Here is a 26,767-nt window from a genome sequence, read left to right as displayed (position 1 = left end):
GACATGTGCGTTTTTGATTTATTTACAATGAGCAAGCGCTTGTAAAAACGCATGTTGATAATAATTTGAAATAGGGGAATGAACAACCTGACAGTTAGGTTCTATTGAATTAAAGTCTACAACAGTTGCCCCTTTAGTAAGTATACATTGTAATTCTATTTGAACATTTGCATCAAATACATTAAATAGATCAGCATCTATTAAATATAAAATAGTGAATACATCATATAATTTGAGACCTTCATGAACATTTTCAGTTCGATAATGTTGGAACAATTGAGATAACATATCACCAGTCTGATTCGTTGCTTTTATTTTTTCTATAAATTCATGGGAAAACATGGCTTGACGTGCTAAATCTAATCCAATCATAACCAAAGGAAGTTGAGAGTTAAAAACAATATTAGCTGCTTCAGGGTCGCAATATATATTAAATTCTGCAAGAGGTGTAACGTTACCTCTGCCGCTACTACCACCCATAATTACAATTTGCTTAATCTTTGATTTGATTTCTGGATAGGTAGCAAGTAGAAGCGCAATATTTGTTAATGGTCCAATAGCAACAATAGTAATGGGGGAAGTGCTTTCCTTTAATACATTTTTCATGGCTTCGATAGCGTTCATAGGTGAAATTTTTTCATCTGTAGGAGATTTAAAATCATAGCCATCCATACCAGAATCCCCATGAACTTCAGCTGCATCAACAGGATTTGAAATTAATGGACGTGATGCGCCTTTAAAAACAGGCACATGACTATTGAAAAAATATTTTAATTTTAAAGCGTTAGCAGTTGTTTTATCAATATTCACATTACCATTTACCGTTGTAATCATTTTTACATCTAATTGCGGGTGATTGAGCGCTAAGCTAATAGCTGCCGCATCATCAATACCAGGATCTGTATCTATAATCAATGATATCGTCATGTTCATCTTCTCCTTAAAAATAGTAAGTAATTATATTTTGACGCAAAAAAGACCTGCTAGCAAATGCTAACAGGTCTAAAAGTATGATTTCTATACTTTTTATAAGTGGTGTGAGTGACCACCTTGCATAACCCAATACGTACCGACAACGATAGCAAGAGTTATGATAATTGCAAAGATAACTTTGAATGATTGCACACGACCGTCTTTACCTTCAGTCAAGTGCATGAACATTAATAATTGAACTGCAGCTTGGATAAATGCAAATCCAAAAATAATTGTTACTTTAGCATGGAAAGTCATTGATGTGTATAGAGTTACGAAAACTGCTAAAAGCGTTAATACGATAGAAGCAATAAATCCGACAGTATGTTTTACGATTGTATTCATCCGCTATACACCATCCCTATCATATATACGGCAGTGAAGATGAAGATCCAAACAACATCTAAGAAGTGCCAGTATAAACTTACTATAAATAATTTTGGAGCATTATATGAATCCAAACCACGAGTACCAATTTGAATTAATAAACAAATAATCCAAACAATACCAACTGAAACGTGACAACCATGAGTTCCTAAAAGAATAAAGAAACTAGACCAGAAGGAACCAATAGTAGGGTTAACACCTTCAGTTGCATAATGTGCGAATTCGTAGATTTCGAAACCTACGAATACAAGCCCTAGTAGTACAGTAAGAATCATCCAAAACATCATTAAGTTTTGTTTTTCTTTACGCATGTAGTAAATTGCAATACCACATGTATATGAACTTAATAATAACGCAAATGTCATTATTAAAACTAATGGTAATTCAAATAATTCTGTAGTCATCTTGCCAGCGTAATCGCCACCGTGTTGCAAAGTTAATAACGTTGCGAATAGGGTACCGAATAACGCGAATTCGGCTGTAAGGAAAATCCAAAAGCCAAGTTTATTTAATTCGCCTTCATGCGTACGTGAATCGATTGTATTAGTATCATGACTCATGACTTACAGCCTCCCTTTCTTTAATTCGTGCTTCTCTTAAACGAGCCTCAGTTTCAGCTACTTCAGAAGCAGGGATATGGTAACCGTGGTCGATTTGGAAACTTCTCCAAATCATAGTACCAAAGATACCTGCTAAGCAGATAGCCGCTGGAATGATTGTTTCAAAGATTAAGAAGAAACCACCAATTGTGAAGAAGATACCCATCCAGAAACCAACTGGAGTGTCATTTGGCATATGAATATCTTTGTAATTATGGTTGTCTAAATAATGACGACCATGTTCCTTCATATCTACAAATGTATCATAGTCATTCCAATTTGGAGTGACAGCAAAGTTGTATTTAGGTGGAATTGCTGAAGCAGTAGTCCACTCTAATGTACGACCAAGGCCATCCCAGTTATCGCCTGTAGCTTCACGTGGCGCTTTAATGTGACTGTAAACAATGCTTACCACTAAGAATAAGAAACCAATTGCCATTAATAAAGCACCGATAGTTGAAATGAAGTTCAATAAGAACCAACCATCAGAAGGCATATAAGTGTATAAACGACGTGGCATACCATCTAATCCAAGGATGAATTGTGGTAAGAAACAAACGTTAAATCCGATCATGAAGAACCAGAAGCACCATTTGTTTAACGTTTCGTTTAATTTGTAGCCCATCATTTTTGGATACCAGAAGATTAAACCAGCTAAGCAGGCAAATACTACACCAGTAACCAATGTATAGTGGAAGTGAGCTACTAAGAAATAAGTGTTGTGATATTGATAGTCAGCTGATGCCATCGCTAACATTACACCAGTAACCCCACCTAATAGGAAGTTAGGGATGAATGCTAATGAGAATAACATCGGTGACTCAAAAGTAATTCGACCTTTATACAATGTTAATAGCCAGTTGAATAGCTTAACGCCGGTAGGTACACCGATTAACATTGTTGAAATTGAGAAGAATGAGTTGATTAAAGCACCATTACCCATTGTGAAGAAATGGTGAACCCAAACTAAGAAACTTAAGAACGCGATACCAGCAGTTGCCCAGACCATGCTTTGATGACCGAACAAGCGTTTACGCGCAAATGTTGGAATAATTTCAGAGTAAATACCAAATGCAGGTAAGATAACGATATATACTTCAGGGTGCCCCCATACCCAGAAGAAGTTCGCCCATAACATAGGCATACCGCCATCTGCAACTGTAAAGAATGCTGTTCCAAACACTCTATCTACTGTCATTAAAGCTAAAGCCACTGTTAATACAGGGAAAGCTAAGATAACGATTAAAGTAGTAATGAATGTTGTTACAGTAAACATTGGCATTTGCATAAACTTCATTGTTGGTGTTTTACATCTTAAGATTGTTACAAAGAAGTTGATACCGGTCATTAAAGTACCTAAACCGGAGATTTGAATTGCAACTAGATAGTAGTTAACACCTGGACCAGGACTAAATTCACCAGCAAGTGGTGCATAGTTTGTCCAACCAGCAGCTGGTGATCCACCTATGATAAATGATAGGTTGAATAAAATCATACCAGCAAAGAATAGCCAGAAACTTACGTTGTTCATTACAGGGAAGGCAACATCACGTGCACCAATTTGTAAAGGAACAACAATATTCCATAAACCAAAGATAAATGGCATAGCCATGAATATAATCATGATAACGCCGTGCGTACTGAAAATTTCATTGTAGTGATTTGATTCCAAGAATTTGTTATCTGGAATAGTTAATTGCGTACGAATAAGTAACGCGTCAATACCACCACGGACGAACATTAATACGGCACAGATTAAATACATAACACCGATTTTTTTATGGTCTACGGATGTGAACCATTCTTTATAAAGATATTTCCATAATTTGAAATACGTAATTACCGCTATAAGGCCGATAACTAAGAATGGCGCACCAATTTGTGCCATTGTAATCATCCAGTTACCTTTAACGATTAATTGATCCCATGGAAAATTCATTAATGTCCACCTCCATGATCATCTTTTTTAGACGGACTATCGTCTTTTGCTTCTTTGGAAATTTTTTCCATTTCCTTAGAATTGTGTTTTTCTTTCTTCTTGAATTCATTGTCGTATTTTTCATTGTTGCCAAGAATCATTGGTGTCATACCATGACGTTTGTAGTTAGCGTTTGAAATAGTAACCTTACGTGCTGGTTTCACTGGTTTATCTTTTACATCTTTATAAAGATCTTTTTCGTCAACGAAGTTAGGATCTTTCTGAACGTAGTTATAACGTTTGTATGCGTAGAAGATATACTCAGGATCAGCTGCAGGGTCAACGAACGCCATATGAGTACCATTAAACGTTAATTCTTTGTTAGGTGTGCTTGGTAAGATTTGTTTATCAAATGTATCTTGATCTAACGTTTTCTTACTTTGAGCTTTTTTCACCCATTTGTTGAAATCACTTTGGCTTACAGAGTTAACATCAAATGTTTGACGTGAGAAACCTTCACCGTTGAAGTTTGAGTTTCTACCTCTGAAAGTACCTGTTTGATCTGCTGTTAATGTCCAATTCATAGTCATACCAGTCATGGCATATTTCTGACCACCTAATTGTGGAATCCAGAAACTTGTCATTGTATCCATAGCTTGTAACTTGAATACGACTGGACGATCTTTAGGAATTGTTAATGTATTAACAGTTTCGATGTGTTGATCTGGGTAGGCAAAGAACCATTTGTAACCAGCGCTTACTGCGTAAACCACAAGTGGGTCCTTGTCTTTTTCTGGTGGTTTTTCATAATCGTATAATGTTTTAACAGTTGGAATTGCTAAAGCAATAACGATAATGATAGGTACCACAAACCAAATTGTTTCAATTAAAGAATTGTGGTGCATCTTACCAGATTCATCATTCTTATTGTAACTATACTTGTAAATAAAGAATGCGAACATAGCAAGAACAACGACAACAATAACAAGCATGAAGATAATTGAATAGATGATCAAGAACTTCTGACTACTTGCTACTGGCCCTTTTGCATTGAAAACTTCAATGTTCGAACAACCACTAAGTAAAATTAGTGTTCCGACCATTAGAAGCAAAGACTTAAATTTTGACACTTTTTTGACCTCCTAATACTACAAATGTAGGGCTTACCACTAATTTTAGTTTATTACACAATATTTACAAGTACCTAAAAGAAAAAAATTATTGATATAAGCAAAAAATTTAAAAAAATTTGAGATATGACGGGGATTGTAAGATTTGTTAAAATTGTGTGTACATTTTGTGAAAAAGGACAAATTTGTGAAATTGCAATAAATAATGCATTTTTAGATAGATAATTTGAAGATATTCAGAAAATAAAAAAAGTTGAGAATTTAATCTCAACTAAATATAAAATATTATTTGACTTTAATATTTCTAATTGAAGTTTTTTGAGCACCGTCTGAATCTGTGACTTTGTATTTAACCTCATATGTACCTGATTTAGTAGTATCAACATCGCCATCTATTTTGATTTTATGTGTTAAATCACCATCTTCTTTATCATAAGCACTTATGCCTTGAAGTAGGTTATAATCTTCACCTTTTTCGATGATGATGTCATTCACGCCTCTTAATTGAGGTTCCGAATTAGTTGTCGCTTCGGCATTTAGATTAGGTGTGACTATAGTAGCAGATACTCCGATTGCTGATAGTGACTGAATTAGTTTGTTCATAAAGTAACCTCCGAATGTTAGTCAACTACGATTTATGTATATCATACGTTAATTTTCAGAATAATACATCATACTATAGTCTTAATATACCTGATTAATTAGATATTTAATACATATAATAAGAAATAAATAATTAAAATTATGTAAATTGAACGTTATGTGAACAATTTAACATTTCTTTGATTAACTACATAGTTAAGGTTTAGAATGACAGTGTAAAAAGTTTTGGTTTTAAATACGAGTTATCCGGGAGTGGAAATAATGTTAAGTGAAAGAGAAAAAGACGTAGTAAAAGAAACAGTACCAGTATTACAAGATAAAGGAGTAGAAATTACTTCGAATTTTTATGCACGCATGTTTAAACAACATCCTGAACTAAAAAACATGTTTAATCAAACAAATCAACAGCGTGGATTACAATCTACTGCATTAGCTCAATCTGTGTTAGCCGCAGCGGTTAATATTGATCATCTTGAAGCTATCCTACCTGTAGTAAAAGAAATCGCTTATAAACATTGCGCTTTACAAGTACCACCAGCAGGATACGATATCGTTGGTGAAAACTTAATTGCAGCAATAAAAGAAGTTGTTGGATTAGATGACGACCATGAAATTATTAAAACATGGAAAAAAGCTTATCAAGAAATTGCAGACATATTCATTTCTGTTGAAAAAGATATCTATAAAGACATGCTATGGGACGGCTTCCAGCCATTTAAAGTTGAAACCATAGAACAAGTCTCTTCTGATATTAAAGCTTTCACAGTCTCTTCGGGTGAATATGATTTAAGTCAGTTTGTACCTGGTCAATATATTACCGTCGATGTAGGTAGTGAAAAAATGCCTTATAGAGCTAAAAGACATTATTCAATTGTAAAAGGCGATAAAAATCATCTTACTTTTGCGGTGAAAAGAGATGTAACTACAGAACATGAAGGTGAAGTATCTACAATTTTACATGATGAATTTCAAGAAGGGGACAATATTAATTTGACAGCTCCTGTAGGGCCATTTCATGTTGTTGAAAAGGGTAAAAGACAGTTGTTCCTAGGATCTGGTATAGGCGTAACGCCACTCGTATCTATGTTTAATGAAGTAGTAAATGACAATGGAGAAGCTCGATTTATACAAGTAACAAATGACATGGACGATGCACCGTTCTCATCATTATTAACTGCTATTGCTAATGAGAACACGCAAGCAACGTATGACTTATACGATAAAAATAAAAACGGCTATATTGGTAGTGAACAATTAAAACAATGGATCGACAATGATACGGAAATTTATGTATGCGGTGGGAAATCATTCATTCAATCAATGATTAAAGCTTTAAAAGAATTAAATATAGATGAATCTAAAATTCATTACGAAACATTTATTCCAAAATTGAGTGTAGCAGTATAAATAGAATAAAAAAGCAGAAGGCCAACGCCTTCTGCTTTTTTATAATTATTCAATACCACGACGCATTTTCTCTGCAAGTAAAGTATTATTCAGTACCATTGTAATTGTTAATGGACCAACACCACCTGGTACAGGTGTAATAGCACTTGCGACTTCTTTTACTTCGTCAAATGCGACGTCACCTTTTAGTTTGCCATTTTCATCTGGAGTATTACCTACATCAATGATAACCGCGCCTTCTTTAACCATATCTTTAGTAACTAATTCAGGTTTTCCAACTGCACTGACAACGATATCAGCTTCTTTAATGAAACTAGCCATGTCTTTAGATCTTGAATGTAGGATTGTCACAGTTGCATTTTGTTGTAGTAATAGTTTAGATACAGGTTGACCTACGATATGACTTCTACCAATTACCACAGCATTTTTTCCTTCAATATCAATGTCAGCATGCTTCAATATTTCCATAATTCCTAATGGTGTACAAGGTACAAAAGTTTGTTCATCAATATATAATTTACCAATATTACTTGGATGGAAGCCATCCACATCTTTTTCTGGATTAATTGCTTCTAATACTTTTTGTTCACTAACTTGCTTTGGAAGAGGTACTTGAACTAGGATGCCACTGACAGAATCATCATTATTTAAGCGTTCTAATTCTGATAATACATCTTCTTCAGAAGTATCTTCGCTTAAATGAACGATTTCGGAAATCATTCCAATTTTTTCTGCTGCTTTCTTTTTAGACCTAACATAACTTTGGCTTGCACCATCGTTACCGACCAATATTACGGATAATTTAGGTGTGTATCCTTTAGATTTAAGTACTTCCACTTGATCTTTTAAACCTTGACGATAATCTTTAGCGATTTGTTTACCATCTAATAATTTTGCTACCACAATATCTCCTCCTATTTTCCAATAACTTAACTTTAACATTAAATTTACATAACTTAATAGCTAAAAGACGTAAATTTAATTAAAATTTCTTATTAAAGTTCGATTTTTGATTGAAAAAGCATTTGATGATTGTTATGCTATATCTGTAATATACAACTTAACGACAAATAAATCCAAAGTTTTGAAAGGGTGTACATCTTGAAAGTAGCAGTCATTATGGGTAGTTCTTCCGATTGGGAAATTATGAGCGAAAGTTGCACAATGCTTGAACAATTTGAAATTCCGTATGAAAAGAAAGTCGTTTCAGCGCATCGTACGCCTCATTTAATGGTAGATTTTGCGAGTCATGCAAGTAACAACGGTTATGATTTAATCATTGCAGGAGCTGGTGGTGCAGCGCATTTACCAGGTATGGTTGCATCGATGACCACATTACCTGTTATTGGTGTTCCTATTGAATCTAAAAGTTTAAAAGGATTGGATTCTCTATTGTCGATTGTACAGATGCCGGGTGGAATTCCAGTAGCGACGACAGCAATCGGTAAAGCAGGGGCTAAAAATGCTGGGATACTAGCTGCAAGAATATTAGGTATAAGTAATTCGTCAGTTCGTGAAAATTTGGAAAATTATGAAAAAACATTGGTACAAAAAGTGGAGGAAATGCAAAATGAACTTCAATAAACTATCATTTGGCTCAACCATAGGCATTATTGGTGGTGGTCAATTAGGTAAGATGATGGCACAATCAGCTCAAAAAATGGGATATAAGGTGATTGTTTTAGATCCAAGTTCTGATTGTCCATGTAGATATGTGGCACATGAATTTATAGAAGCGAATTATGATGACGAACGTGCACTGCATCTTCTAGGTGAAAGTTCGGATGTCATTACTTATGAATTTGAAAATATATCAGCTGAACAACTTAAGACGCTTACTGAAAAATATAATATTCCTCAAGGCTATCAAGCCATACAATTACTTCAAGATCGTTTAACTGAAAAACAAACTTTAGAACAAGCAGGAACACAGATTGTTCCATATACCTCAATTAAACATAAAGATGATTTATCAAAGGCTACTAATACACTTGGCTATCCATTTATTGTTAAAACACGTTTCGGTGGTTATGACGGCAAAGGTCAAATATTAGTTAAATCTGAAGAAGATATTAAAGAAGCTGAAAAATTAGTATCAAATCAGGAATGTGTCGCAGAACAATTTTTAAATATTAAAAAAGAAGTGTCACTTACTGTGACTATCGGTAATCATCAACAAATCACATACTTCCCACTACAAGAAAATGAACATAGAAATCAAATTTTATTCAAAACCATAGTCCCTGCGAGATGTAATCAAATCGAGAATGCTAAACGAGAAGTTGAAAAAATAATAAAAACTGTCCACTTTATAGGAACATTTACAGTTGAGTTTTTCATTGATTGCAATGATCAATTGTATGTTAACGAAATCGCACCTCGACCTCATAATTCTGGACATTATTCAATTGAAGCATGTGATTATTCACAATTTGACACTCATATTTTAGCAGTCACTGGTCAAACCTTGCCTGACAAAATAGAAACACTAAAGCCTGCTGTCATGATGAATTTATTAGGTAAAGATTTAGATTTATTGGAAGATGAATTTGCAGCGCATCCTGAATGGCACGTTCATATTTATGGTAAATCTGAGCGTAAACCAAATAGAAAAATGGGACATATGACTATATTAACGAACCGAATCGATGACACTGAAAAGGACATGTTGAAGCGTTTTGAAGGGAGAGACCAATAAATGACATTACTTTATGAAGGTAAAGCTAAAAAAATATATTCCACGGATAAACCCAATGAGTTACGTGTTGAATACAAAGATGAAGTCACTGCAGGCAATGGTGCTAAAAAAGATGCCATGTCTGGAAAAGGAAAACTTAATAATCGTATTACTTCAATTATCTTTGAATACTTAGAAAAAAATGGTTTAAAAAGTCATTTTATCAAGCAATTATCCGATACAGAACAGTTAGTAGAATCAGTGAAAATTATTCCATTAGAAGTGGTAGTTAGAAATATTGCAGCAGGTTCTATTACACAAAGACTTGGATTTGAAAAAGGGTATCTCTTTGATGTGGCTTTGGTTGAATTTTTCTATAAAAATGATGAATTAAATGATCCATTGATTACAGAAGACCATATTAAGTTGTTACACATTGCTTATGATGATCAAATTTCAACGTTAAAATCAATGGCACTCGATATTAATAAAGTACTTGTTCAACTAATGGATGAAATGGAATTAAGACTTGTAGATTTTAAAATTGAATTTGGAATTACAAATGAAGGAAAAATTTTACTAGCTGATGAAATTTCACCAGATACATGCAGAATATGGGATAAATATTCAGATACAAATTTTGATAAAGATGTCTACCGAAATGATACGGGCTCATTAATTGAAACATATCAATCATTTTTAAATAAATTGGAGGATTTAAAATAATGAAAACAATTGAATTACATGTCACTTTACAACCTCAAGTTTTAGATACACAAGGTCAAGCATTAAATCGAGCAGTTCATGATTTAGGATATAAACAAGTTAATGATATTCGAGTAGGAAAAGTATTATACATGACAGTTGATGAAGCAACTGATGAAGCGGTTGATAATATTATTACAACATTAAGTGAAAAGCTATTTGCCAACACTGTTATTGAAGAATATAGCTATAAAGTGATTGATGAAAAGGAGAATGCATAACATGAAATTTGCTGTTCTTGTATTTCCAGGTTCAAATTGTGATAGAGATATGTATAATGCAGCGATTAAATCAGGTGTTGAAGCGGAATATGTTGATTATAGAACGACAACATTAGAAGGATTTGATGGTGTACTTATTCCTGGTGGATTCTCTTTTGGAGATTATTTAAGATCAGGTGCTATGGCAAGCGTAGCGCCGGTTATCAATGAAGTTAAAAGATTGGCTAAAGAAGGCAAACCAGTACTAGGTGTATGTAATGGATTCCAAATTTTAACTGAAATCGGTTTACTACCTGGTGCGTTACTTCATAATGATTCACATTTATTTGTCAGCCGTAATGAATCTTTACGTATTGTAAATAATCAGACGCCATTCACAGATTTATATGAAGAAAATGAAGTGGTTGTTTATCCGGTAGCACACGGTGAAGGTCATTACTACTGTAATGAAGACATTTATAACGAATTGATTACTAACAATCAAATTATTTTGAAATACACTGATAATCCTAATGGGTCATATGCTGATATTGCAGGCATTGTTAATAAAGAAGGTAATGTTTGCGGTATGATGCCACATCCGGAAAGAGCAATGGAGTCATTATTAGGTACTGATAGCGGCGTTAAATTATTTGAGGCTATGGTAAATAGTTGGAGGGAACAAAATGTCTAAATTTATCGAACCAAGTGTTGAAGAAATTAAGTTGGAAAAGCTATATCAAGATATGGGATTAAGTGATAAAGAATACGATAAAGTATGTGAAATCTTAGGCAGAGAACCCAATTTTACTGAAACGGGTATTTTTTCAGTTATGTGGAGTGAGCACTGTTCTTACAAACATTCAAAACCATTTTTAAAACAGTTTCCTACTACTGGCGAACATGTATTAATGGGACCAGGAGAAGGCGCTGGAGTTGTAGATATTGGTGACAACCAAGCAGTCGTTTTTAAAGTGGAATCACATAATCACCCTTCAGCTATTGAACCGTATCAAGGTGCTGCTACAGGTGTGGGAGGAATCATCAGAGATATTGTTTCTATTGGAGCACGTCCTATAAATTTATTAAATAGCTTACGCTTTGGTGAGTTATCAAACAAGCAAAATCAGAGACTGCTTAAAGGCGTAGTTAGTGGTATCGGTGGCTATGGTAACTGTATTGGTATTCCAACAACTGCTGGTGAAATCGAGTTTGATGACCGCTATGATGGTAATCCTCTTGTCAATGCTATGTGTGTCGGCATTATTGATCATGACATGGTACAAAAAGGGACAGCTAAAGGTGTAGGTAATTCTGTTATTTATGTAGGGTTAAAAACAGGTAGAGATGGTATTCACGGAGCAACGTTTGCATCTGAAGAATTAACTGAAGAAAGTGAAAGCAAACGACCATCTGTACAAATTGGTGACCCATTTGTTGGTAAGAAATTAATGGAAGCAACATTAGAAGCTATCACATTCGATGAATTAGTTGGTATCCAAGATATGGGAGCGGCAGGATTAACTTCATCTTCTTCGGAAATGGCGGCTAAAGGTGGAAGTGGCCTCCACTTAAGATTGGACCAAGTACCAACTAGAGAACCAGGTATTTCACCATATGAAATGATGCTCTCTGAAACTCAAGAAAGAATGTTACTTGTTGTAGAAAAAGGAACAGAACAAAAATTCTTAGACTTATTTGAAAAGCATGAATTAGATAGTGCAGTCATTGGAGAAGTAACTGATACAAATCGCTTTGTTTTAACATATGAAGATGAAGTGTTTGCAGATATTCCGGTACAACCTTTATCGGATGAAGCACCAGTTTATATTCTTGAAGGTGAAGAGAAAGCATACAATACATCTAAAAATGACTATAGTCATATCGATATTGAGAATGTATTTGACCAGTTATTAAAACATCCAACGATTGCTTCAAAACATTATTTATATGAGCAATATGATCAACAAGTGGGTGCTAATACGATTATTAAACCAGGACTACAGTCATCAGTGGTAAGAGTAGAAGGTACGAATAAAGCAATTGCTTCAACGATTGATGGTGAAGCACGTTATGTATTTAATCAACCTTATGAAGGCGGGAAAATGGTTGTAGCAGAAGCATATCGTAATTTGATTGCTGTAGGTGCTACACCGCTAGCCATGACAGATTGCTTGAATTATGGATCTCCAGAGAAAAAAGAAATTTATCAACAATTAATTGATTCTACTAAAGGAATGGCAGAAGCATGTGATGTATTAAAAACGCCTGTTGTATCAGGAAATGTATCGTTATACAACGAAACACGAGGTACATCCATCTTCCCAACACCAGTAGTTGGTATGGTTGGCTTAATTGATGATGTTAACTATTTAGCTGATTTTAAACCACAAGCTGGAGAAAAATTATATATCGTTGGAGATACACGTGATGACTTCGGCGGTAGCCAATTAGAAAAATTAATATATGGCACAGTAAATCATGAATTTGAATCAATTGATCTAAGTGATGAGGTTGCAAAAGGTGAAGCGGTTAAATCAGCTATTAGAAACGGTGCTGCATCACATGTTCAAACAGTTGGAAAAGGTGGTTTATTAATTACACTAGCAAAAATAAGTGCACATTATGATTTAGGGTTAGAGGCAAAAATAGATGTATCTAATGCACAGTTATTTAGTGAATCTCAAGGTAGATATATTATTTCTGTAAAAGAAAATGAATCACTAAACATTGAAAATGCAATTGAAATTGGTCAATTTAATGATGGTAATCAGTTCGTAGTATCAAATAACCAAACAACAATTATCAAAAACGTAGCAGATATCAAAGATGTTTGGGAAGGAGCTATTAGCCAATGTTTAACTACTCAGGACTAAATGAGGAATGTGGTGTTTTTGGCATTTGGAATCATCCAGATGCTGCTCAATTAACTTATATGGGGTTGCATAGTTTACAACATAGAGGTCAAGAAGGTGCAGGAATAGTAGCTGCCAATCATGAAGAATTAGTAGGTGAAAGAGGTCTTGGATTACTAACAGAAGCCATTAAAGATGATCAATTATCAAGATTAAAAGATTATCATAATGCAATTGGTCATGTGAGATATGCTACTTCTGGTAATAAAGGTATAGAAAATATTCAACCTTTTTTATATCACTTTTATGATATGAGTGTTGCGATTTGTCATAATGGCAACCTTATTAATGCCCAATCTTTAAGACAAAACCTTGAAAAACATGGTGCCATTTTCCATTCGTCATCTGATACTGAAGTGATTATGCATTTAATCCGAAGAAGTAAAGCACCTACATTTGAAGAAGCTTTAAAAGAAAGTTTACGTCAAATTAAAGGTGGATTTACATTCGCAGTGTTAACTAAAGATGCATTATATGGTGCAGTTGACCCTAATGCTATTAGACCTTTAGTCGTCGGGAAAATGCAAGATAACACCTATATTCTAGCTAGTGAAACATGTGCTATTGACGTCTTAGGAGCAGAATTTGTGCAAGATATTCATGCCGGTGAATATGTCATTATTAACGATGATGGCATCCTAGTTAAATCGTATACAAGACATACAAATACCGCAATTTCAGCCATGGAATATATCTATTTTGCTAGACCAGATTCTACGATTGCTGGGAAAAATGTTCATGCTGTTCGTAAAGCCTCTGGTAAACGTTTAGCACAAGAAAGTCCAGTAGAAGCAGATATGGTAATCGGTGTGCCTAATTCATCTTTATCAGCTGCTAGCGGTTATGCCGAAGAGATAGGGCTTCCATATGAAATGGGTCTTGTAAAAAATCAATATGTAGCGAGAACATTTATTCAACCGACACAACAACTTCGTGAGCAAGGTGTTCGTGTTAAATTGTCAGCAGTTAAAGATATTGTAGAAGGAAAGAATATCATCTTAGTGGATGACTCTATTGTCAGAGGTACTACCTCTAAACGTATTGTAAAGATGTTAAAGGATTCAGGAGCTAATGAAGTACATGTCAGAATTGCGTCTCCAGAATTTATGTTCCCAAGCTTCTATGGTATTGATGTATCAACAACTGCTGAATTAATATCAGCGAGTAAATCACCAGAAGAAATTTGTGAATATATAGGCGCTGATTCGCTTGCATATCTTAGTGTGAATGGATTAATTGAATCTATAGGTTTAGATTATGACGCGCCATATAGTGGTTTGTGTGTTGAAAGCTTCACAGGAGACTATCCGGCTGGATTGTTTGATTACGAAGAGAATTATAAAAAGCATTTAAGTGATCGTCAAAAAGCATATATTAATGAAAATAAACATTACTTTGATAGTGAGGGAAATATAAATGTCTAAAGCATACGAACAATCAGGTGTAGATATCCATGCAGGTTATGAAGCGGTAGAAAGAATGTCTAGTCATGTTAAACGTACGATACGTAAGGAAGTTATCGGTGGATTAGGCGGTTTTGGTGCAACATTTGATTTATCTCAACTCAATATGAAAGCACCAGTATTAGTTTCAGGAACAGACGGTGTAGGTACCAAATTGAAATTAGCAATTGATCATAATAAGCATGATTCTATAGGTATAGATGCGGTGGCAATGTGTGTGAATGATATTTTAACTACAGGTGCAGAGCCGCTTTACTTCTTAGATTATATTGCAACGCATAAAGTAGTTCCTGAAATCATTGAACAAATTGTTAAAGGTATCAGTGATGCTTGTGAAGAAACTAATACGGCTTTAATCGGTGGCGAAACTGCCGAAATGGGTGAAATGTATCATGAAGGTGAATATGATTTGGCAGGCTTTGCAGTTGGTGCAGTTGAGAAAGATGAATATATTGATGGTTCAGACGTGAAATCTGGTCAAGTAATTATAGGATTGGCATCCAATGGTATTCATTCAAATGGATATAGTCTAGTGAGACAACTCATTAAAAAGTCAGGTATAAACCTTAACGATAAATTTGGTCAGCATACGTATTTAGAAACATTTTTAGCACCAACCCAATTATATGTAAAACCAATATTAGAATTAAAAAAACATGTAACAATAAAAGCGATGAATCACATTACTGGTGGTGGTTTTTATGAAAATATTCCTCGTTCATTGCCAGATGGATTATCTGCAGAAATAAATGCAAATGCATTTCCTACACCTGCAATATTCGATTGGTTACAAGAACAAGGCAATATTAGTACTGATGAGATGTATAACATATTTAATATGGGCATTGGTTTTACTGTTATCGTCGATGAAATAGAGAAAGATAAGACGATGGATATTTTAAAACAGCTTAATGTGAATGCCTATGAAATCGGACGCATTGTAGAAGATAGTCATAACCCGATTCATATTCAGGGGGTATAAACGTGACCAAAGTAGCAATCTTTGCATCAGGTTCTGGAAGTAACTTTGAAAATATTGTACGACATGTTCAACAAGGACATATAGAGGATATTGAAATTACTGCACTTTATACAGATCACCATGATGCATATTGTATTAAACGTGCAGAACAACTAGGCGTATCAGTGCATATTAATGAGCCAAAGCGCTTTGAGTCAAAATCTCATTATGAACAACATTTGTTATCATTACTTTCTGCAGAAGGGGTTCAGTGGATTGTTTTAGCAGGTTATATGAGGTTGATAGGGGAGGATATTCTAAAAGCTTATCCTCATAAAATATTAAATATCCATCCATCATTATTGCCGAAATTTAAGGGGATAGACGCAATAGGTCAAGCATTTCGAAGCGGGGATTCAATAACTGGATCAACGGTACATTATGTTGACAATGGTATGGATACGGGAGAAATTATCGAACAAAGACAATGTGATATAAGAACGGACGACACAATTGAAACATTAGAAGAGAGAGTCAAACAATTAGAGTACGAGTTATATCCAAGCGTTATTGCGAAAATCATTCGATAGAGGAGTATTGAGAATAATGAAAAGAGCAATTTTAAGTGTTTCAAATAAAAACGATATTGTAGAATTTGCAACATCTTTAAAAGAATTAGGTTATGAGCTTTATTCAACAGGTGGAACGAAACGCATTTTAGAAGAGGCACAAGTTGATGTGAAATCTGTGTCTGAATTGACTCAGTTTCCTGAAATTATGGATGGACGCGTTAAAACTTTACATCCAGCAGTGCATGGTGGCATTTTGGCTGACAGAGATAAATCGGAACATTTGGAAGAATTAAAAGCACAACACATTGATTTAATTGATTTAGTAGTTGTTAATTTATATCCATTCCAAAAAACAGTAGACAATCCAGATGTTACAGAAATGGATGCGATTGAAAATATTGATATTGGCGGTCCGACAATGTTAAGAGCGGCTGCTAAGAATTTTAAACATGTGACAACCGTTGTACATCCTGCTGATTATAATGAAGTAATTAATAGAATTAAAAATGACCAATTAGATGAAGCATATCGAAAATCACTTATGATTAAAGTATTTGAACATACCACTCAATACGATAAAGCTATTGTGAATTTCTTTAAAGATAATAAAGAAACTTTACGCTATGGTGAGAACCCACAACAATCTGCTTACTTTGTCAGAACAACTGATGCTAAACATACAATTGCAGGAGCTAAACAATTACATGGTAAACAACTTAGTTTCAATAATATTAAAGATGCTGATGCAGCACTCTCATTAGTTAAAAAATTTGATGAGCCAACTACGATTGCCATCAAACATATGAATCCATGTGGTGTGGGAATTGGAAATTCAATAGAAGAAGCTTTTCAAAATGCTTTTGATGCAGATAATCAATCCATTTTTGGTGGTATTATTGCACTAAATAGACCAGTGACAGCGACGTTAGCTGAAACACTACATTCTATCTTTTTAGAAGTTGTTATCGCACCTCAATTTACGCAAGAGGCTTTAGACATTTTAACGAAAAAGAAAAATATTCGACTTTTAGAAATAGATACAACGATTGATAATAGAGAACAAGAATTTGTATCAGTATCGGGTGGTTATTTAGTACAGGATAAAGACAACTTTGAAGTGAGTCGTGCTGACATGACTGTTGCTACAGAAGTAGAACCAACCGAAGCGCAATGGGAAGCCATGTTATTAGGTTGGAAAGTTGTAGGTGCAGTTAAAAGTAATGCAGTGATTTTAAGTAATGCCAAACAAACAGTGGGTATTGGTGCTGGTCAAATGAATCGTGTAGGTTCAGCCAAAATAGCATTGGAAAGAGCAATTGAAATTAATGATAATGTTGCATTAGTATCAGATGGTTTTTTCCCAATGGATGATACTGTAGAATTAGCTGCAAAAAATGGAATAAAAGCAATTATTCAACCTGGCGGATCAATTAAGGACCAAGATTCTATAGATATGGCAAATAAATATGGCATTACAATGGTAATGACAGGAATGCGACATTTTAAACACTAAAAGCAGGATGTTGAAGGGAGAAAAGTCATGAAAGTACTCGTTATTGGTGCAGGTGGACGTGAACATGTATTAGCCTATAAATTAAGTCAATCATCAATGGTAGACCAAGTTCATGTGATACCTGGCAATGAAGCAATGGTTAATGTGGCACAAATCCATACGAATATTAAAGAAAATGACCACGAAGCTATCTTAGAATTTGTCACTAATCATCAAATTGAATGGGTTGTAATTGGACCTGAACAACCATTGATAGATGGTTTGCCTGATTTGTTAAGAAAACATCAAATTAAAGTGTTTGGCCCTAATCGCGATGCAGCACAAATTGAAGGCTCAAAGGCATTTGCTAAAAGAATAATGGCTAAATATGATATTCCTACTGCACAATATAAGGAAATTGATGACAAGGATGAGGCATTAGTTTTTGTTGAGACATGTGATTTGCCAATAGTTATTAAAAAAGATGGTTTAGCTGCAGGTAAAGGGGTAGTAATTGCTTCAGAAAGAGCTGAAGCTAAAGAAGCAGTTCAACAAATGTTTGATGGAAATTCAGGAACTATTGTGTTTGAAGAATTTTTAGAAGGTGAAGAATTTTCTGTAATGACATTTGTTAATGGTAAGAGAGCTGTTCCATTTGACTGTATCGCTCAAGATCATAAACGTGCTTATGATTACGATAAAGGACCGAATACAGGTGGCATGGGTGCATATTGTCCAGTACCTCATATTAGCAATGATATCATTAATAGAACTAATAATGAGATTGCACAACCGATTGCACATGCAATGGCTGAAGAAGGTCATCACTTCTTTGGGTTATTATATATTGGTGCTATTTTAACAGAAGAAGGGCCGAAAGTAATAGAGTTTAATGCAAGATTTGGTGACCCAGAAGCACAAGTATTATTGACAAGAATGAATAGTGATTTGATGCAACATATTATTGCGCTTGATAATGATGAGCCGATTCACTTTGAATGGAAAGATGAATCAGTGGTTGGTGTTATGTTAGCTTCTAAAGGCTATCCAGGTAATTACGAAAAAGGGCATGAAGTCAGTGGATTTGAACTTGACTCAAATTACTTTGTAAGCGGTTTGAAGAAGGATAATGACCAGTTTGTTAATAGTGGTGGACGAGTCATTTTAGCTATTGGGGAAGGGCAAAATATAAAAGAAGCCCAAGTGAATGCCTATCAAAATGTTAAAAAAATAAAGAGCAATAACTTGTTTTATAGAACAGATATAGGAAATAAAGCATTGAAATAAAATGATACAAGAAAAAGAATGTGTTTACAGTCAACAACTGTTTATATTATTAAATCCTGAGACATTTATTTTGTCCCAGGATTTTTTGATTTATATATGGAATGATTGAAGTATGGATAAAATAATTTATTCTAATCTACCTATTCTGACATCATGGATACCAGTTATTGGCAAGGTAGCTGATAAATAATAAGAAAGTCCGATAATAATTAATAAACATATGATCAATATAATATCTTTGTATGAGAATGGTGCGTGATAATAATACGTTCTTGGACCATCTTTAAAACCTTTAGACTCCATTGCAACAGATAATTGATGTGCACGTCGTATGTTTTGACTTAATAAAGGAATAATTAGATGTTTGAGTCTTTTGAATCCTCTATAATTTGATTTATCTATCATTTGATATCTCATTTTTAAAGAACGACGTAATTGAATTAAAGAACTAATGATTAATGGTATCATTCTAATTGCGGCCATAAAGGCATAGGCAACTTTAGGTTTTACTTTTAAGTGTTGCATTAGACTATAAAATATCATGACCACTTGTGACGTTAATGCTATAAGAATACCAAACATCGACACTGTAATTGTACGAAGAGAAAGGTGAATACCTCTGACGATACTTTCCGTACTAATTTGAATGATGCCAAATTTAAATAAAATATGGTCACCATCACCATATAAAATCATGAATAGTGATGACAATAGAGCAAAGAACGTGGTTGCTAGTATAAAAGCACCAGTAATTTTAAATTGCGTTCCGTTAAACATAAGTAAAAAGATAAACATGAGACAAACGATGTAAATCATAAAGTCAAAATTATGAATAAAAATAATAAAGAAAAATAGTAAAACGCCTAAAACGAGTTTAGTGATAATATTGACGTCATCCATAAAGGTGTGTCTAATTTTCCAATGTTCAAACATGTTGATCACCTTTGATTTCTGTTAAATATTGGTTTTCAATTATCCATTGACGTGTTGGATAGCGTTTAATAATCTCTGGGTCATGTGTAACCATAATGATACTTTGTCCCTTAGATACTCTCTCTTGAAATAGTTTTATTAATTGAAATGTATTGTGGCTATCCAAACCAAATGTTGGTTCATCTAATAGGATGATATCTGCATTTGAACTTAATGCCGTTGCTACACTTAACCTACGTTTTTGACCCATTGATAATTCGTAAGGATGTTGATTTTTAACATTGGTTAAGTCTAGTAAATCTAATAAGTCGAGGGTTTTAGATTCTGCACTAGATGAATCTAAATGGTTAAAATGAATCAATATTTCATCATAAACAGAGTTAGTGATAAATTGAAGTTCTGGATTCTGATACACTAGATACATGTGCTTTGCAGCATCTTTAATTTTACGCAATTCCTGACCTTGAAATGTCATTACGCCTTTATATTTGATTAATTGTAATATGGATTCTAATAATGAGGTTTTACCAGTTCCATTTTGACCAGTTATCGTAATCCACTCTCCTGAATGAATAGCTAATTGATCCACTTTAAACAAATCTTTCTTATTACGAATGATGGCACCATGTTCAAATTTAAATAATGGCTCTATAGACGATGGTGCCATATGTTTAGGTTCAGGTGCATAATGCCATGCATTTGGATGCCATACGCCGTATTCACTTAGTAAATGTTCATAATGCTTTAAAATATGATTTGGCGTATCATCAGCAATGATTTGTCCTTCATAGTTCATTAATAAAACTCTATCAACATGTTGCCAAATATGTTCGACCTTATGTTCGACAATGAGTACTGTTTGATCTTTCCAAAGCTTAATCAAGCGTTGCCATAAATCAGATGTAGCATTAACATCCAACATTGCAGTGGGTTCATCTAAAAATAGTGTATCTGCCTGTTGTAATATTGTTTCGACGATAGCTAATTTTTGTTTCATACCACCACTTAATTGATTGATTTGTGTATTTTCGGTTACATTTAAATTCACTGATGCTAATGCTTGGTTAATGGCTTCATCCATATCTTGTCTTGGTACTTGTCTGTTCTCTAAAACAAAGGCAAGTTCTTCATAAACTTTAGGCATACAAAATTGTGAATCCGGATCTTGAAAGATCACGCCATTATGCTCTTTAATTTGCAATTCATCATACTTCATAGGTAATTCTATTAAATTGGGTACAATGCCACTTAATACATTTAAAAGCGTACTTTTTCCAGAACCAGATGGTCCTAGTAAAAGTACTTTTTCTTTTTCTTTAATTTCTAGATTTAGATTATCAAAAATTTTTCGATGTCCATTTGGATATTTCAAACGTAAATTTGTAACTTTTAACACTTTTAAGTCCCCTTATAATGTATCGTAATCATCTTTAGAAGCGGGTCTGAATACTTTAGTTACACCAGTTTGATCCAATGCTTTAACCAATAAATAAGATAATAAACCAGCAATGATAATACCACTAATCGCACGGAAAACAATGAATAAAATTAAGTTCCATCCAGCAACTTCATTTAAATAACCATAGAAATAGTCGACTGGGAATGATACAAGTGCAGTCACTAGTCCAGCAAGCATAGCTACCATGACTGAACGAGACTGGTATTTGAAAATAGCAAAGACAATCTCACATGCTAAACCTTGTAGAAGGGCATAGATAATCGTAGGTATATCAAATTTACCCATCACAATTGTTTCACCGGCACCTGCAGCAAACTCAGCAAGTAAGGCGATACCTGGCTTAGGAATAATTAAATAACAAACAATCGCTGCCATAAACCATACTCCATAGGTTAATTGCTCAAGGTGTAAACCAGCGACTTGTGCAACATTATAAAATAACCACCATAAGTTATAAATAATGGCAAAAATTACAGAGATAAGTACTGTCACTAATATCTCAGAAAGCTTTAAACCTTTTGACATAAAAACATCCTCCTAAAAAAACGCACAACCATCTCTAGGAAAGTTGTGCGTAAAACATAAGAATATGATTCAACATACGATTATAATCTTTGTTAATTACACTTTCCTACGCTAGTATCTAGCTAGATCAGGTTCAAAGGGTTTGAGGGTTAACCTCATCTCAGTTCAAAACACCCCTAGTGCGTTTATTATTTTTAATTTGTCTTTAATGTATGATTTTTCATGTGGATTGTCAAGTTAATAAAATATTTCATAAAATAATATTTTGATTTTATGCAAATAATTGGAAGTGAGTAGGAATTTTAGAAAGGGATATGGAATAAAGAATCATAAAAATTAAGTGAAATAGACGTATATTGCTTGTAAACATAAAAAGTACCTAGGATATCAAAAACACCCTAGGCACGTAGTTTTTATAGAAAATTGAATTCTTATTATGATTTAACTAGCAAGTAGATATTAATTTAACGCATCATCAATATCTTTTTTAGTTTGTTCTGTATCATTTGTTTTTTCTTCTTTTTGTTCTTTTAGTTTCTCTTCTGCTTCTTTGGCTTTTTCAGCTGATTTTTTTGCAAATTCTTCATTACTCATAATAAATCCACCCCTAATTGTGTTTTATTGTTTACATACACCTTTTACCCAGTTATGCTAATAATAAACTTTTCTAGGTCTATAGACGTATTTAGTGATTTATTAAAGACAAGAATAAGTTCTTCATATATAATAACTTTTGAGGTGAATAGTATGTCTTTTCTTAAGAAACACACCGAGATCATATTTAGTTATATCATCGGTATCGTTTCACTTTTCACAGGACTCATTATATTAATTAACTTACCGCTTATTAAACAGTTAAATGGAGATAAGAAGGTAAATACACATGTGTATAATATATGGGAATTCCTGAACGCATTTTTCGCTGAAATAATTAAAGTGATGAGTAGATTTATCGGGGGTTTCCCAATTGTAAGTGCCATAATCATTATATTATTTGGTATCTTAGTAATGTTACTAGGTCATACGTTATTTAGAACAATTAAGTATGATTATGATATTTCAATTTTCTTCTTGGTCATAGGGGTAATGTATTTCTTAATTACTCTAGTTCTTATGATGCAAGTGTATGGATTCTTTGGTATCGTATTTATTATTCCGTTCATCATACATATTGGATACATTGTATATAAAGATGAATTGAATAGTGATAATCGAAAAAGTCATTATATGTGGATTATAGTGTCATATGGTATCAGTTATCTTATTACTCAAATTGCATTGCATGGTCGTATTGACGCTAATGAAATTGAATCTATTGATATTTTAAGTGTTAATACATTCTTTATTATTATGTGGTTATTAGGACAAATGTCAATTTGGAACTTCTTGTTCTTAAGACGTGCTCTGCCGCTTACTAAACAAGAATTAGGCGAAGAAGAACCTGAATTATCAAGAACAAGTAAAGGTAATGTCTCAAATCAAACTAAAGTTCACTTAAAACAACTACAAGATAAGACAACAGAATATGCACGTAAAACAAGAAGAAGTGTTGATTTAGAAAGAATTAGAGTTAAAAGGGATAAATTTAAAGAAAAAGTAAAAAATATTGTTGATATTCAAGAAGATGATATTCCAAATTGGATGAGAAAGCCAAAATGGATAAAACCAATGTATGTTGAAATTTTCTGTGGTTTAGTTATATTCTTCTTTACATTCTTAGAATTTAACAACAGAAATGCATTGTTCTTATCTGGAGAATGGGAATTATCACAAACGCAATATGTGATTGAATGGGTAACATTATTATTACTTTTATTCATTATCATTGTTTATATTGCTACAACACTTACTTATTTCTTAAGAGGTAAATTTTACTTCTTACAATTATTTATGGGAAGTATCTTATTCTTTAAATTATTAACTGAATTCATAAATATTATGGTTCACGGTTTATTGTTATCTGTATTTATAACACCAACTTTATTGCTTATGTTACTAGCAATGATTGTTGCTTATTCATTACAGTTAAGAGATAAACCAAAAGAATGATAAAAAGAATATAAAAACAAATTAATCTAAACAAATCACACGTGTTATAGGGTGGGTTACAATTCCTTCTTTAATCGATCGAATTGTAAGCTCACTCTTTTTTGTTAGAAAATAGGACTAAGTAGCATTCTTTGTTAAAATAATAAATGAATCATTCAATTAGTAAATATATATAATGTAAAATGCATTTACGAATCAACATAGCAATGTGACGGTTGAAGAAATTAAACGTATAAAAGAAAGGTTAGTGTAATAAATGAAGATTGCAACTTTAAATAGAGGTAAAGAATCAAAATATCACAATCAATATCCTTTAATTGATGAAGAAGATATTTATGCCCAAGATCATCTTAAAGAAGGTGATTTATTCAAATTAGTTGATGGGAAAGAACAATATGTAGCAACTGCTTATGTAGGTAGACAACACAAAGGTTTAGGTTGGGTATTGAGTTATGATCCATCTGAAGATATTAATACTGCATTTTTTAAACGATTATTTGAAAAAGCTTTAGAAGAACGAGAATATTACTATCATATAGATGGTACGAATGCTTTTAGATTGTTCAATGCTGAAGGTGATGGTGTCGGTGGTTTAACGATCGACAATTATGATGGGCATTTATTAATTCAATGGTATTCAAAAGGTATTTACAAATTTAGATATCATATATTAGAAGCTATCAAAACAGTCTTTAAGTATCAGTCTATCTACGAAAAAATGAGATTTAAAGATACTGAATATACAGGTGGATTTGTTGAGGGAGAACAACAAGCATTTCCAATCGTCATCGAAGAAAACTTCACTTTTTATAATGTGGATTTAGATGATGGCTTAATGACAGGTATTTTCCTTGATCAAAAAGAAGTAAGAAAGAAATTACGTGATCAATTCTCAGAAGGGCGTCATCTTTTAAATGTGTTTAGCTATACAGGGGCTTTTTCAGTAGTATCTGCAAATAAGGCTAAATCAACAACTAGTGTAGATTTAGCTAATCGCTCTAGAGGATTAACCGAAGAGAATTTTGGGCTTAATGCTATTGATCCAAAATCACAATATATTTATGTCATGGATACATTTGATTATTATAATTATGCAAAACGCCACGGACATCAATATGACACTATTGTGATTGATCCACCAAGTTTTGCACGTAATAAAAAGAAAACATTTTCAGTACAAAAAGATTACGACAAATTGATTAATGGTGCTTTAGAAGTATTATCACCAAAAGGTACATTATTATTATGCACAAATTCAAGCGTGTTTTCATTAAAGGCATTTAAAAATGTTATCAAAACAACATTAGATGAAGCTGAAGTGGATTATGAAATCAATGAGGTGATGGGATTACCTAAAGACTTTAAAACACATCCACATTACAAACCTTCAAAGTATTTAAAAGCAATTTTTGTTAATATTGAGCATTAAATAGTTGTAATCTGGGTATAGAGTCTTATTGAAATAAGATTCATGGGAGTGTGAATAAGATGAGCATAAGAAATAAAATGACGAACAGAGTCACAAATACAGTTGGTAATAAAGTATTAAATATTGAAGAAATCAAAGAAAAAAGTAATTTACCTGTGACTCAAAATGAGTTACAACAAAGACGTGCACAAGCAGAGAATCTCGTTAAGAAGAAATCTTTACTATCATCAGGAATGAGTGTAGTACCAATTCCTGGATTAGACTTTGGTGTTGATATAAAATTAATGAGAGATATCATTAGTGATGTCAATAAAATTTATGGACTAGATCATAAACAAGTCAATTCATTAAGTGATGACGTTAGAGAACGAATAATGTCTGCTGCAGCTATTCAAGGTAGTCAGTTTATTGGTAAAAAATTAACTAATGCACTGATGAAAGTAGTGATTAGAGATGTGGCAAAACGTACTGCAGCTAAACAAACTAAATGGTTCCCATTTGTAGGACAAGCAGTTTCAGCATCAATTAGTTATTACTTTATGAAAAGATTAGGTCAAGATCATATCGAAAAATGTGAAAAAGTCATCAAAGAGTTACTTTAAGGGATATAATTTGTTAAAAAATTGTAGAAATATACTGAAACCGGTTTTAAAGAAATTGAATTTAACTATTGGTTTTGGTAAAGTTAAGGTATAAAAATTTATGTTAGATTGTAAGTATATTGAAGATTCTAACTTATAGAAGGAGAAATAAATTATGGAACAAAAATCATATGTAATTATCGACGAAACAGGAATCCACGCTCGCCCAGCTACAATGTTGGTACAAACAGCTTCAAAATTTGATTCAGATATTCAATTAGAATATAACGGTAAAAAAGTAAACTTAAAATCAATCATGGGTGTTATGAGTTTAGGTGTAGGTAAAGATGCTGAAATTACAATTTATGCTGACGGTAGCGATGAGGCAGATGCAATCGAATCTATCAGTGATGTCTTATCAAAAGAAGGTTTAACTAAGTAAT

27 protein-coding genes and 1 riboswitch are annotated in these 26,767 nt (G+C 33.4%); of the genes, 16 read left to right on the top strand and 11 right to left on the bottom strand.

What is annotated here, in order from left to right:
- Positions 1-18: 18 nt before the first annotated feature.
- The 6 genes from rihC to EL082_RS08585 all read right to left on the bottom strand — a co-directional run bounded on the left by rihC (position 19) and on the right by EL082_RS08585 (position 5,609).
- Positions 19-927: a ribonucleoside hydrolase RihC gene (gene rihC, locus EL082_RS08610; protein ID WP_103286266.1), complete on the bottom strand. Its 909-nt coding sequence runs from the start codon at positions 925-927 to the stop codon at positions 19-21.
- A gap of 99 nt (positions 928-1,026) precedes the next feature.
- A complete protein-coding gene (gene qoxD, locus EL082_RS08605; protein ID WP_002467282.1) occupies positions 1,027-1,317 on the bottom strand; it encodes a cytochrome aa3 quinol oxidase subunit IV in 291 nt (96 codons plus the stop codon).
- The gene (gene qoxC / locus EL082_RS08600) at positions 1,314-1,919 is read right to left on the bottom strand and encodes a cytochrome aa3 quinol oxidase subunit III (protein ID WP_002467280.1); all 606 of its coding nucleotides are present in this window, start codon (positions 1,917-1,919) and stop codon (positions 1,314-1,316) included. Before qoxC ends, qoxD begins: the two co-directional genes overlap by 4 nt.
- On the bottom strand, positions 1,909-3,897 hold the full coding sequence (qoxB, locus tag EL082_RS08595) for a cytochrome aa3 quinol oxidase subunit I (RefSeq protein ID WP_103286267.1): 1,989 nt from the start codon (positions 3,895-3,897) through the stop codon (positions 1,909-1,911). Before qoxB ends, qoxC begins: the two co-directional genes overlap by 11 nt.
- Entirely contained in the window at positions 3,897-5,006 is a 1,110-nt protein-coding gene (gene qoxA / locus EL082_RS08590) for a cytochrome aa3 quinol oxidase subunit II (protein ID WP_002467281.1), read from the bottom strand. The genes qoxB and qoxA overlap by 1 nt, the downstream gene beginning before the upstream one ends.
- Positions 5,007-5,291: 285 nt before the next feature.
- On the bottom strand, positions 5,292-5,609 hold the full coding sequence (locus tag EL082_RS08585) for a DUF5011 domain-containing protein (RefSeq protein WP_049416427.1): 318 nt from the start codon (positions 5,607-5,609) through the stop codon (positions 5,292-5,294).
- 261 nt (positions 5,610-5,870) lie between these two features.
- On the opposite strand from EL082_RS08585, the gene EL082_RS08580 reads away from it, so the two are divergent.
- Positions 5,871-7,016, top strand: coding sequence for a globin domain-containing protein (locus EL082_RS08580; protein WP_049416425.1), 1,146 nt, complete (start codon positions 5,871-5,873; stop codon positions 7,014-7,016).
- Positions 7,017-7,061: 45 nt separating this feature from the next.
- Here EL082_RS08580 and folD read toward each other — a convergent pair whose 3' ends face one another.
- Positions 7,062-7,919 carry a bifunctional methylenetetrahydrofolate dehydrogenase/methenyltetrahydrofolate cyclohydrolase FolD gene (gene folD, locus EL082_RS08575; protein WP_002465409.1) on the bottom strand — a complete coding sequence of 286 codons (858 nt, stop codon included), beginning with the start codon at positions 7,917-7,919 and terminating at the stop codon, positions 7,062-7,064.
- A 198-nt stretch (positions 7,920-8,117) separates the two neighbouring features.
- Here folD and purE point away from each other — a divergent pair, with 198 nt between their 5' ends.
- Genes purE through purD form a run of 11 tightly spaced genes read left to right on the top strand, consistent with a single transcriptional unit; the run spans position 8,118 to position 19,348 of the window.
- Positions 8,118-8,600 carry a 5-(carboxyamino)imidazole ribonucleotide mutase gene (gene purE, locus EL082_RS08570; RefSeq protein WP_002465404.1) on the top strand — a complete coding sequence of 161 codons (483 nt, stop codon included), beginning with the start codon at positions 8,118-8,120 and terminating at the stop codon, positions 8,598-8,600.
- Complete coding sequence (purK, locus tag EL082_RS08565) at positions 8,548-9,714, top strand: 5-(carboxyamino)imidazole ribonucleotide synthase (protein WP_078103911.1); 1,167 nt, start codon at positions 8,548-8,550, stop codon at positions 9,712-9,714. Before purE ends, purK begins: the two co-directional genes overlap by 53 nt.
- Positions 9,715-10,419 carry a phosphoribosylaminoimidazolesuccinocarboxamide synthase gene (gene purC / locus EL082_RS08560; RefSeq protein WP_049416421.1) on the top strand — a complete coding sequence of 235 codons (705 nt, stop codon included), beginning with the start codon at positions 9,715-9,717 and terminating at the stop codon, positions 10,417-10,419.
- Entirely contained in the window at positions 10,419-10,679 is a 261-nt protein-coding gene (gene purS, locus EL082_RS08555; RefSeq protein WP_002450716.1) for a phosphoribosylformylglycinamidine synthase subunit PurS, read from the top strand. The genes purC and purS overlap by 1 nt, the downstream gene beginning before the upstream one ends.
- Before the next feature lies 1 nt (position 10,680).
- Positions 10,681-11,352: a phosphoribosylformylglycinamidine synthase I gene (purQ, locus tag EL082_RS08550; RefSeq protein ID WP_002465411.1), complete on the top strand. Its 672-nt coding sequence runs from the start codon at positions 10,681-10,683 to the stop codon at positions 11,350-11,352.
- On the top strand, positions 11,345-13,534 hold the full coding sequence (gene purL / locus EL082_RS08545) for a phosphoribosylformylglycinamidine synthase subunit PurL (RefSeq protein ID WP_002465405.1): 2,190 nt from the start codon (positions 11,345-11,347) through the stop codon (positions 13,532-13,534). Before purQ ends, purL begins: the two co-directional genes overlap by 8 nt.
- A complete protein-coding gene (gene purF, locus EL082_RS08540; protein WP_002465406.1) occupies positions 13,513-14,997 on the top strand; it encodes an amidophosphoribosyltransferase in 1,485 nt (494 codons plus the stop codon). Before purL ends, purF begins: the two co-directional genes overlap by 22 nt.
- A complete protein-coding gene (gene purM, locus EL082_RS08535) occupies positions 14,990-16,018 on the top strand; it encodes a phosphoribosylformylglycinamidine cyclo-ligase (RefSeq protein WP_015365199.1) in 1,029 nt (342 codons plus the stop codon). The genes purF and purM overlap by 8 nt, the downstream gene beginning before the upstream one ends.
- Positions 16,019-16,020: 2 nt before the next feature.
- A complete protein-coding gene (gene purN / locus EL082_RS08530) occupies positions 16,021-16,587 on the top strand; it encodes a phosphoribosylglycinamide formyltransferase (RefSeq protein ID WP_002465399.1) in 567 nt (188 codons plus the stop codon).
- A 16-nt stretch (positions 16,588-16,603) separates the two neighbouring features.
- Positions 16,604-18,082: a bifunctional phosphoribosylaminoimidazolecarboxamide formyltransferase/IMP cyclohydrolase gene (purH, locus tag EL082_RS08525; RefSeq protein WP_103286268.1), complete on the top strand. Its 1,479-nt coding sequence runs from the start codon at positions 16,604-16,606 to the stop codon at positions 18,080-18,082.
- Positions 18,083-18,109: 27 nt separating this feature from the next.
- Complete coding sequence (gene purD, locus EL082_RS08520) at positions 18,110-19,348, top strand: phosphoribosylamine--glycine ligase (RefSeq protein WP_015365197.1); 1,239 nt, start codon at positions 18,110-18,112, stop codon at positions 19,346-19,348.
- A 126-nt stretch (positions 19,349-19,474) separates the two neighbouring features.
- On the opposite strand, the gene EL082_RS08515 is transcribed toward purD, so the two are convergent.
- The 4 genes from EL082_RS08515 to graF all read right to left on the bottom strand — a co-directional run bounded on the left by EL082_RS08515 (position 19,475) and on the right by graF (position 22,859).
- Positions 19,475-20,281, bottom strand: coding sequence for an energy-coupling factor transporter transmembrane component T family protein (locus EL082_RS08515; RefSeq protein WP_015365196.1), 807 nt, complete (start codon positions 20,279-20,281; stop codon positions 19,475-19,477).
- Complete coding sequence (locus tag EL082_RS08510; RefSeq protein WP_002467292.1) at positions 20,274-21,677, bottom strand: ABC transporter ATP-binding protein; 1,404 nt, start codon at positions 21,675-21,677, stop codon at positions 20,274-20,276. Before EL082_RS08510 ends, EL082_RS08515 begins: the two co-directional genes overlap by 8 nt.
- Positions 21,678-21,689: 12 nt before the next feature.
- Complete coding sequence (locus tag EL082_RS08505; protein WP_002467293.1) at positions 21,690-22,265, bottom strand: ECF transporter S component; 576 nt, start codon at positions 22,263-22,265, stop codon at positions 21,690-21,692.
- Between the two features lie 86 nt (positions 22,266-22,351).
- A riboswitch (TPP riboswitch) is annotated at positions 22,352-22,453 on the bottom strand.
- A gap of 271 nt (positions 22,454-22,724) precedes the next feature.
- Entirely contained in the window at positions 22,725-22,859 is a 135-nt protein-coding gene (gene graF / locus EL082_RS11965; RefSeq protein WP_002450705.1) for a glycopeptide resistance-associated protein GraF, read from the bottom strand.
- 153 nt (positions 22,860-23,012) lie between these two features.
- Between graF and auxA the strand changes: the two genes are divergently transcribed.
- The 4 genes from auxA (at position 23,013) to EL082_RS08480 (ending at position 26,766) form a co-directional block, all read left to right on the top strand.
- Positions 23,013-24,314, top strand: coding sequence for a lipoteichoic acid stability factor AuxA (gene auxA / locus EL082_RS08495; RefSeq protein WP_015365195.1), 1,302 nt, complete (start codon positions 23,013-23,015; stop codon positions 24,312-24,314).
- Between the two features lie 256 nt (positions 24,315-24,570).
- Positions 24,571-25,743: a class I SAM-dependent rRNA methyltransferase gene (locus EL082_RS08490; RefSeq protein ID WP_002465587.1), complete on the top strand. Its 1,173-nt coding sequence runs from the start codon at positions 24,571-24,573 to the stop codon at positions 25,741-25,743.
- Positions 25,744-25,802: 59 nt separating this feature from the next.
- Positions 25,803-26,345, top strand: coding sequence for a DUF697 domain-containing protein (locus tag EL082_RS08485; protein WP_002465585.1), 543 nt, complete (start codon positions 25,803-25,805; stop codon positions 26,343-26,345).
- Between the two features lie 154 nt (positions 26,346-26,499).
- Positions 26,500-26,766, top strand: coding sequence for a phosphocarrier protein HPr (locus EL082_RS08480; protein WP_002450701.1), 267 nt, complete (start codon positions 26,500-26,502; stop codon positions 26,764-26,766).
- The last annotated feature ends 1 nt before the right edge of the window (position 26,767 follow it).

The sequence above is a fragment of the Staphylococcus warneri genome (assembly GCF_900636385.1).
Taxonomy (GTDB): Bacteria; Bacillota; Bacilli; order Staphylococcales; family Staphylococcaceae; genus Staphylococcus; species Staphylococcus warneri.
Note: the sequence above shows the minus strand (reverse complement) of the source record. Positions and strands in the feature narration are given on the sequence as shown.

What these genes read in the sequence shown, in the direction of transcription:
- rihC (WP_103286266.1), bottom strand. Translation starts at nt 927, where the DNA reads ATGACGATATCATTGATTATAGATACAGATCCTGGTATTGATGATGCG.
- qoxD (WP_002467282.1), bottom strand. Translation starts at nt 1,317, where the DNA reads ATGAATACAATCGTAAAACATACTGTCGGATTTATTGCTTCTATCGTA.
- qoxC (WP_002467280.1), bottom strand. Translation starts at nt 1,919, where the DNA reads ATGAGTCATGATACTAATACAATCGATTCACGTACGCATGAAGGCGAA.
- qoxB (WP_103286267.1), bottom strand. Translation starts at nt 3,897, where the DNA reads ATGAATTTTCCATGGGATCAATTAATCGTTAAAGGTAACTGGATGATT.
- EL082_RS08585 (WP_049416427.1), bottom strand. Translation starts at nt 5,609, where the DNA reads ATGAACAAACTAATTCAGTCACTATCAGCAATCGGAGTATCTGCTACT.
- EL082_RS08580 (WP_049416425.1), top strand. Translation starts at nt 5,871, where the DNA reads ATGTTAAGTGAAAGAGAAAAAGACGTAGTAAAAGAAACAGTACCAGTA.
- purK (WP_078103911.1), top strand. Translation starts at nt 8,548, where the DNA reads ATGAAAAAACATTGGTACAAAAAGTGGAGGAAATGCAAAATGAACTTC.
- purC (WP_049416421.1), top strand. Translation starts at nt 9,715, where the DNA reads ATGACATTACTTTATGAAGGTAAAGCTAAAAAAATATATTCCACGGAT.
- purS (WP_002450716.1), top strand. Translation starts at nt 10,419, where the DNA reads ATGAAAACAATTGAATTACATGTCACTTTACAACCTCAAGTTTTAGAT.
- purQ (WP_002465411.1), top strand. Translation starts at nt 10,681, where the DNA reads ATGAAATTTGCTGTTCTTGTATTTCCAGGTTCAAATTGTGATAGAGAT.
- purL (WP_002465405.1), top strand. Translation starts at nt 11,345, where the DNA reads ATGTCTAAATTTATCGAACCAAGTGTTGAAGAAATTAAGTTGGAAAAG.
- purF (WP_002465406.1), top strand. Translation starts at nt 13,513, where the DNA reads ATGTTTAACTACTCAGGACTAAATGAGGAATGTGGTGTTTTTGGCATT.
- purM (WP_015365199.1), top strand. Translation starts at nt 14,990, where the DNA reads ATGTCTAAAGCATACGAACAATCAGGTGTAGATATCCATGCAGGTTAT.
- purH (WP_103286268.1), top strand. Translation starts at nt 16,604, where the DNA reads ATGAAAAGAGCAATTTTAAGTGTTTCAAATAAAAACGATATTGTAGAA.
- purD (WP_015365197.1), top strand. Translation starts at nt 18,110, where the DNA reads ATGAAAGTACTCGTTATTGGTGCAGGTGGACGTGAACATGTATTAGCC.
- EL082_RS08515 (WP_015365196.1), bottom strand. Translation starts at nt 20,281, where the DNA reads ATGTTTGAACATTGGAAAATTAGACACACCTTTATGGATGACGTCAAT.
- EL082_RS08505 (WP_002467293.1), bottom strand. Translation starts at nt 22,265, where the DNA reads ATGTCAAAAGGTTTAAAGCTTTCTGAGATATTAGTGACAGTACTTATC.
- graF (WP_002450705.1), bottom strand. Translation starts at nt 22,859, where the DNA reads ATGAGTAATGAAGAATTTGCAAAAAAATCAGCTGAAAAAGCCAAAGAA.
- auxA (WP_015365195.1), top strand. Translation starts at nt 23,013, where the DNA reads ATGTCTTTTCTTAAGAAACACACCGAGATCATATTTAGTTATATCATC.
- EL082_RS08490 (WP_002465587.1), top strand. Translation starts at nt 24,571, where the DNA reads ATGAAGATTGCAACTTTAAATAGAGGTAAAGAATCAAAATATCACAAT.
- EL082_RS08485 (WP_002465585.1), top strand. Translation starts at nt 25,803, where the DNA reads ATGAGCATAAGAAATAAAATGACGAACAGAGTCACAAATACAGTTGGT.
- EL082_RS08480 (WP_002450701.1), top strand. Translation starts at nt 26,500, where the DNA reads ATGGAACAAAAATCATATGTAATTATCGACGAAACAGGAATCCACGCT.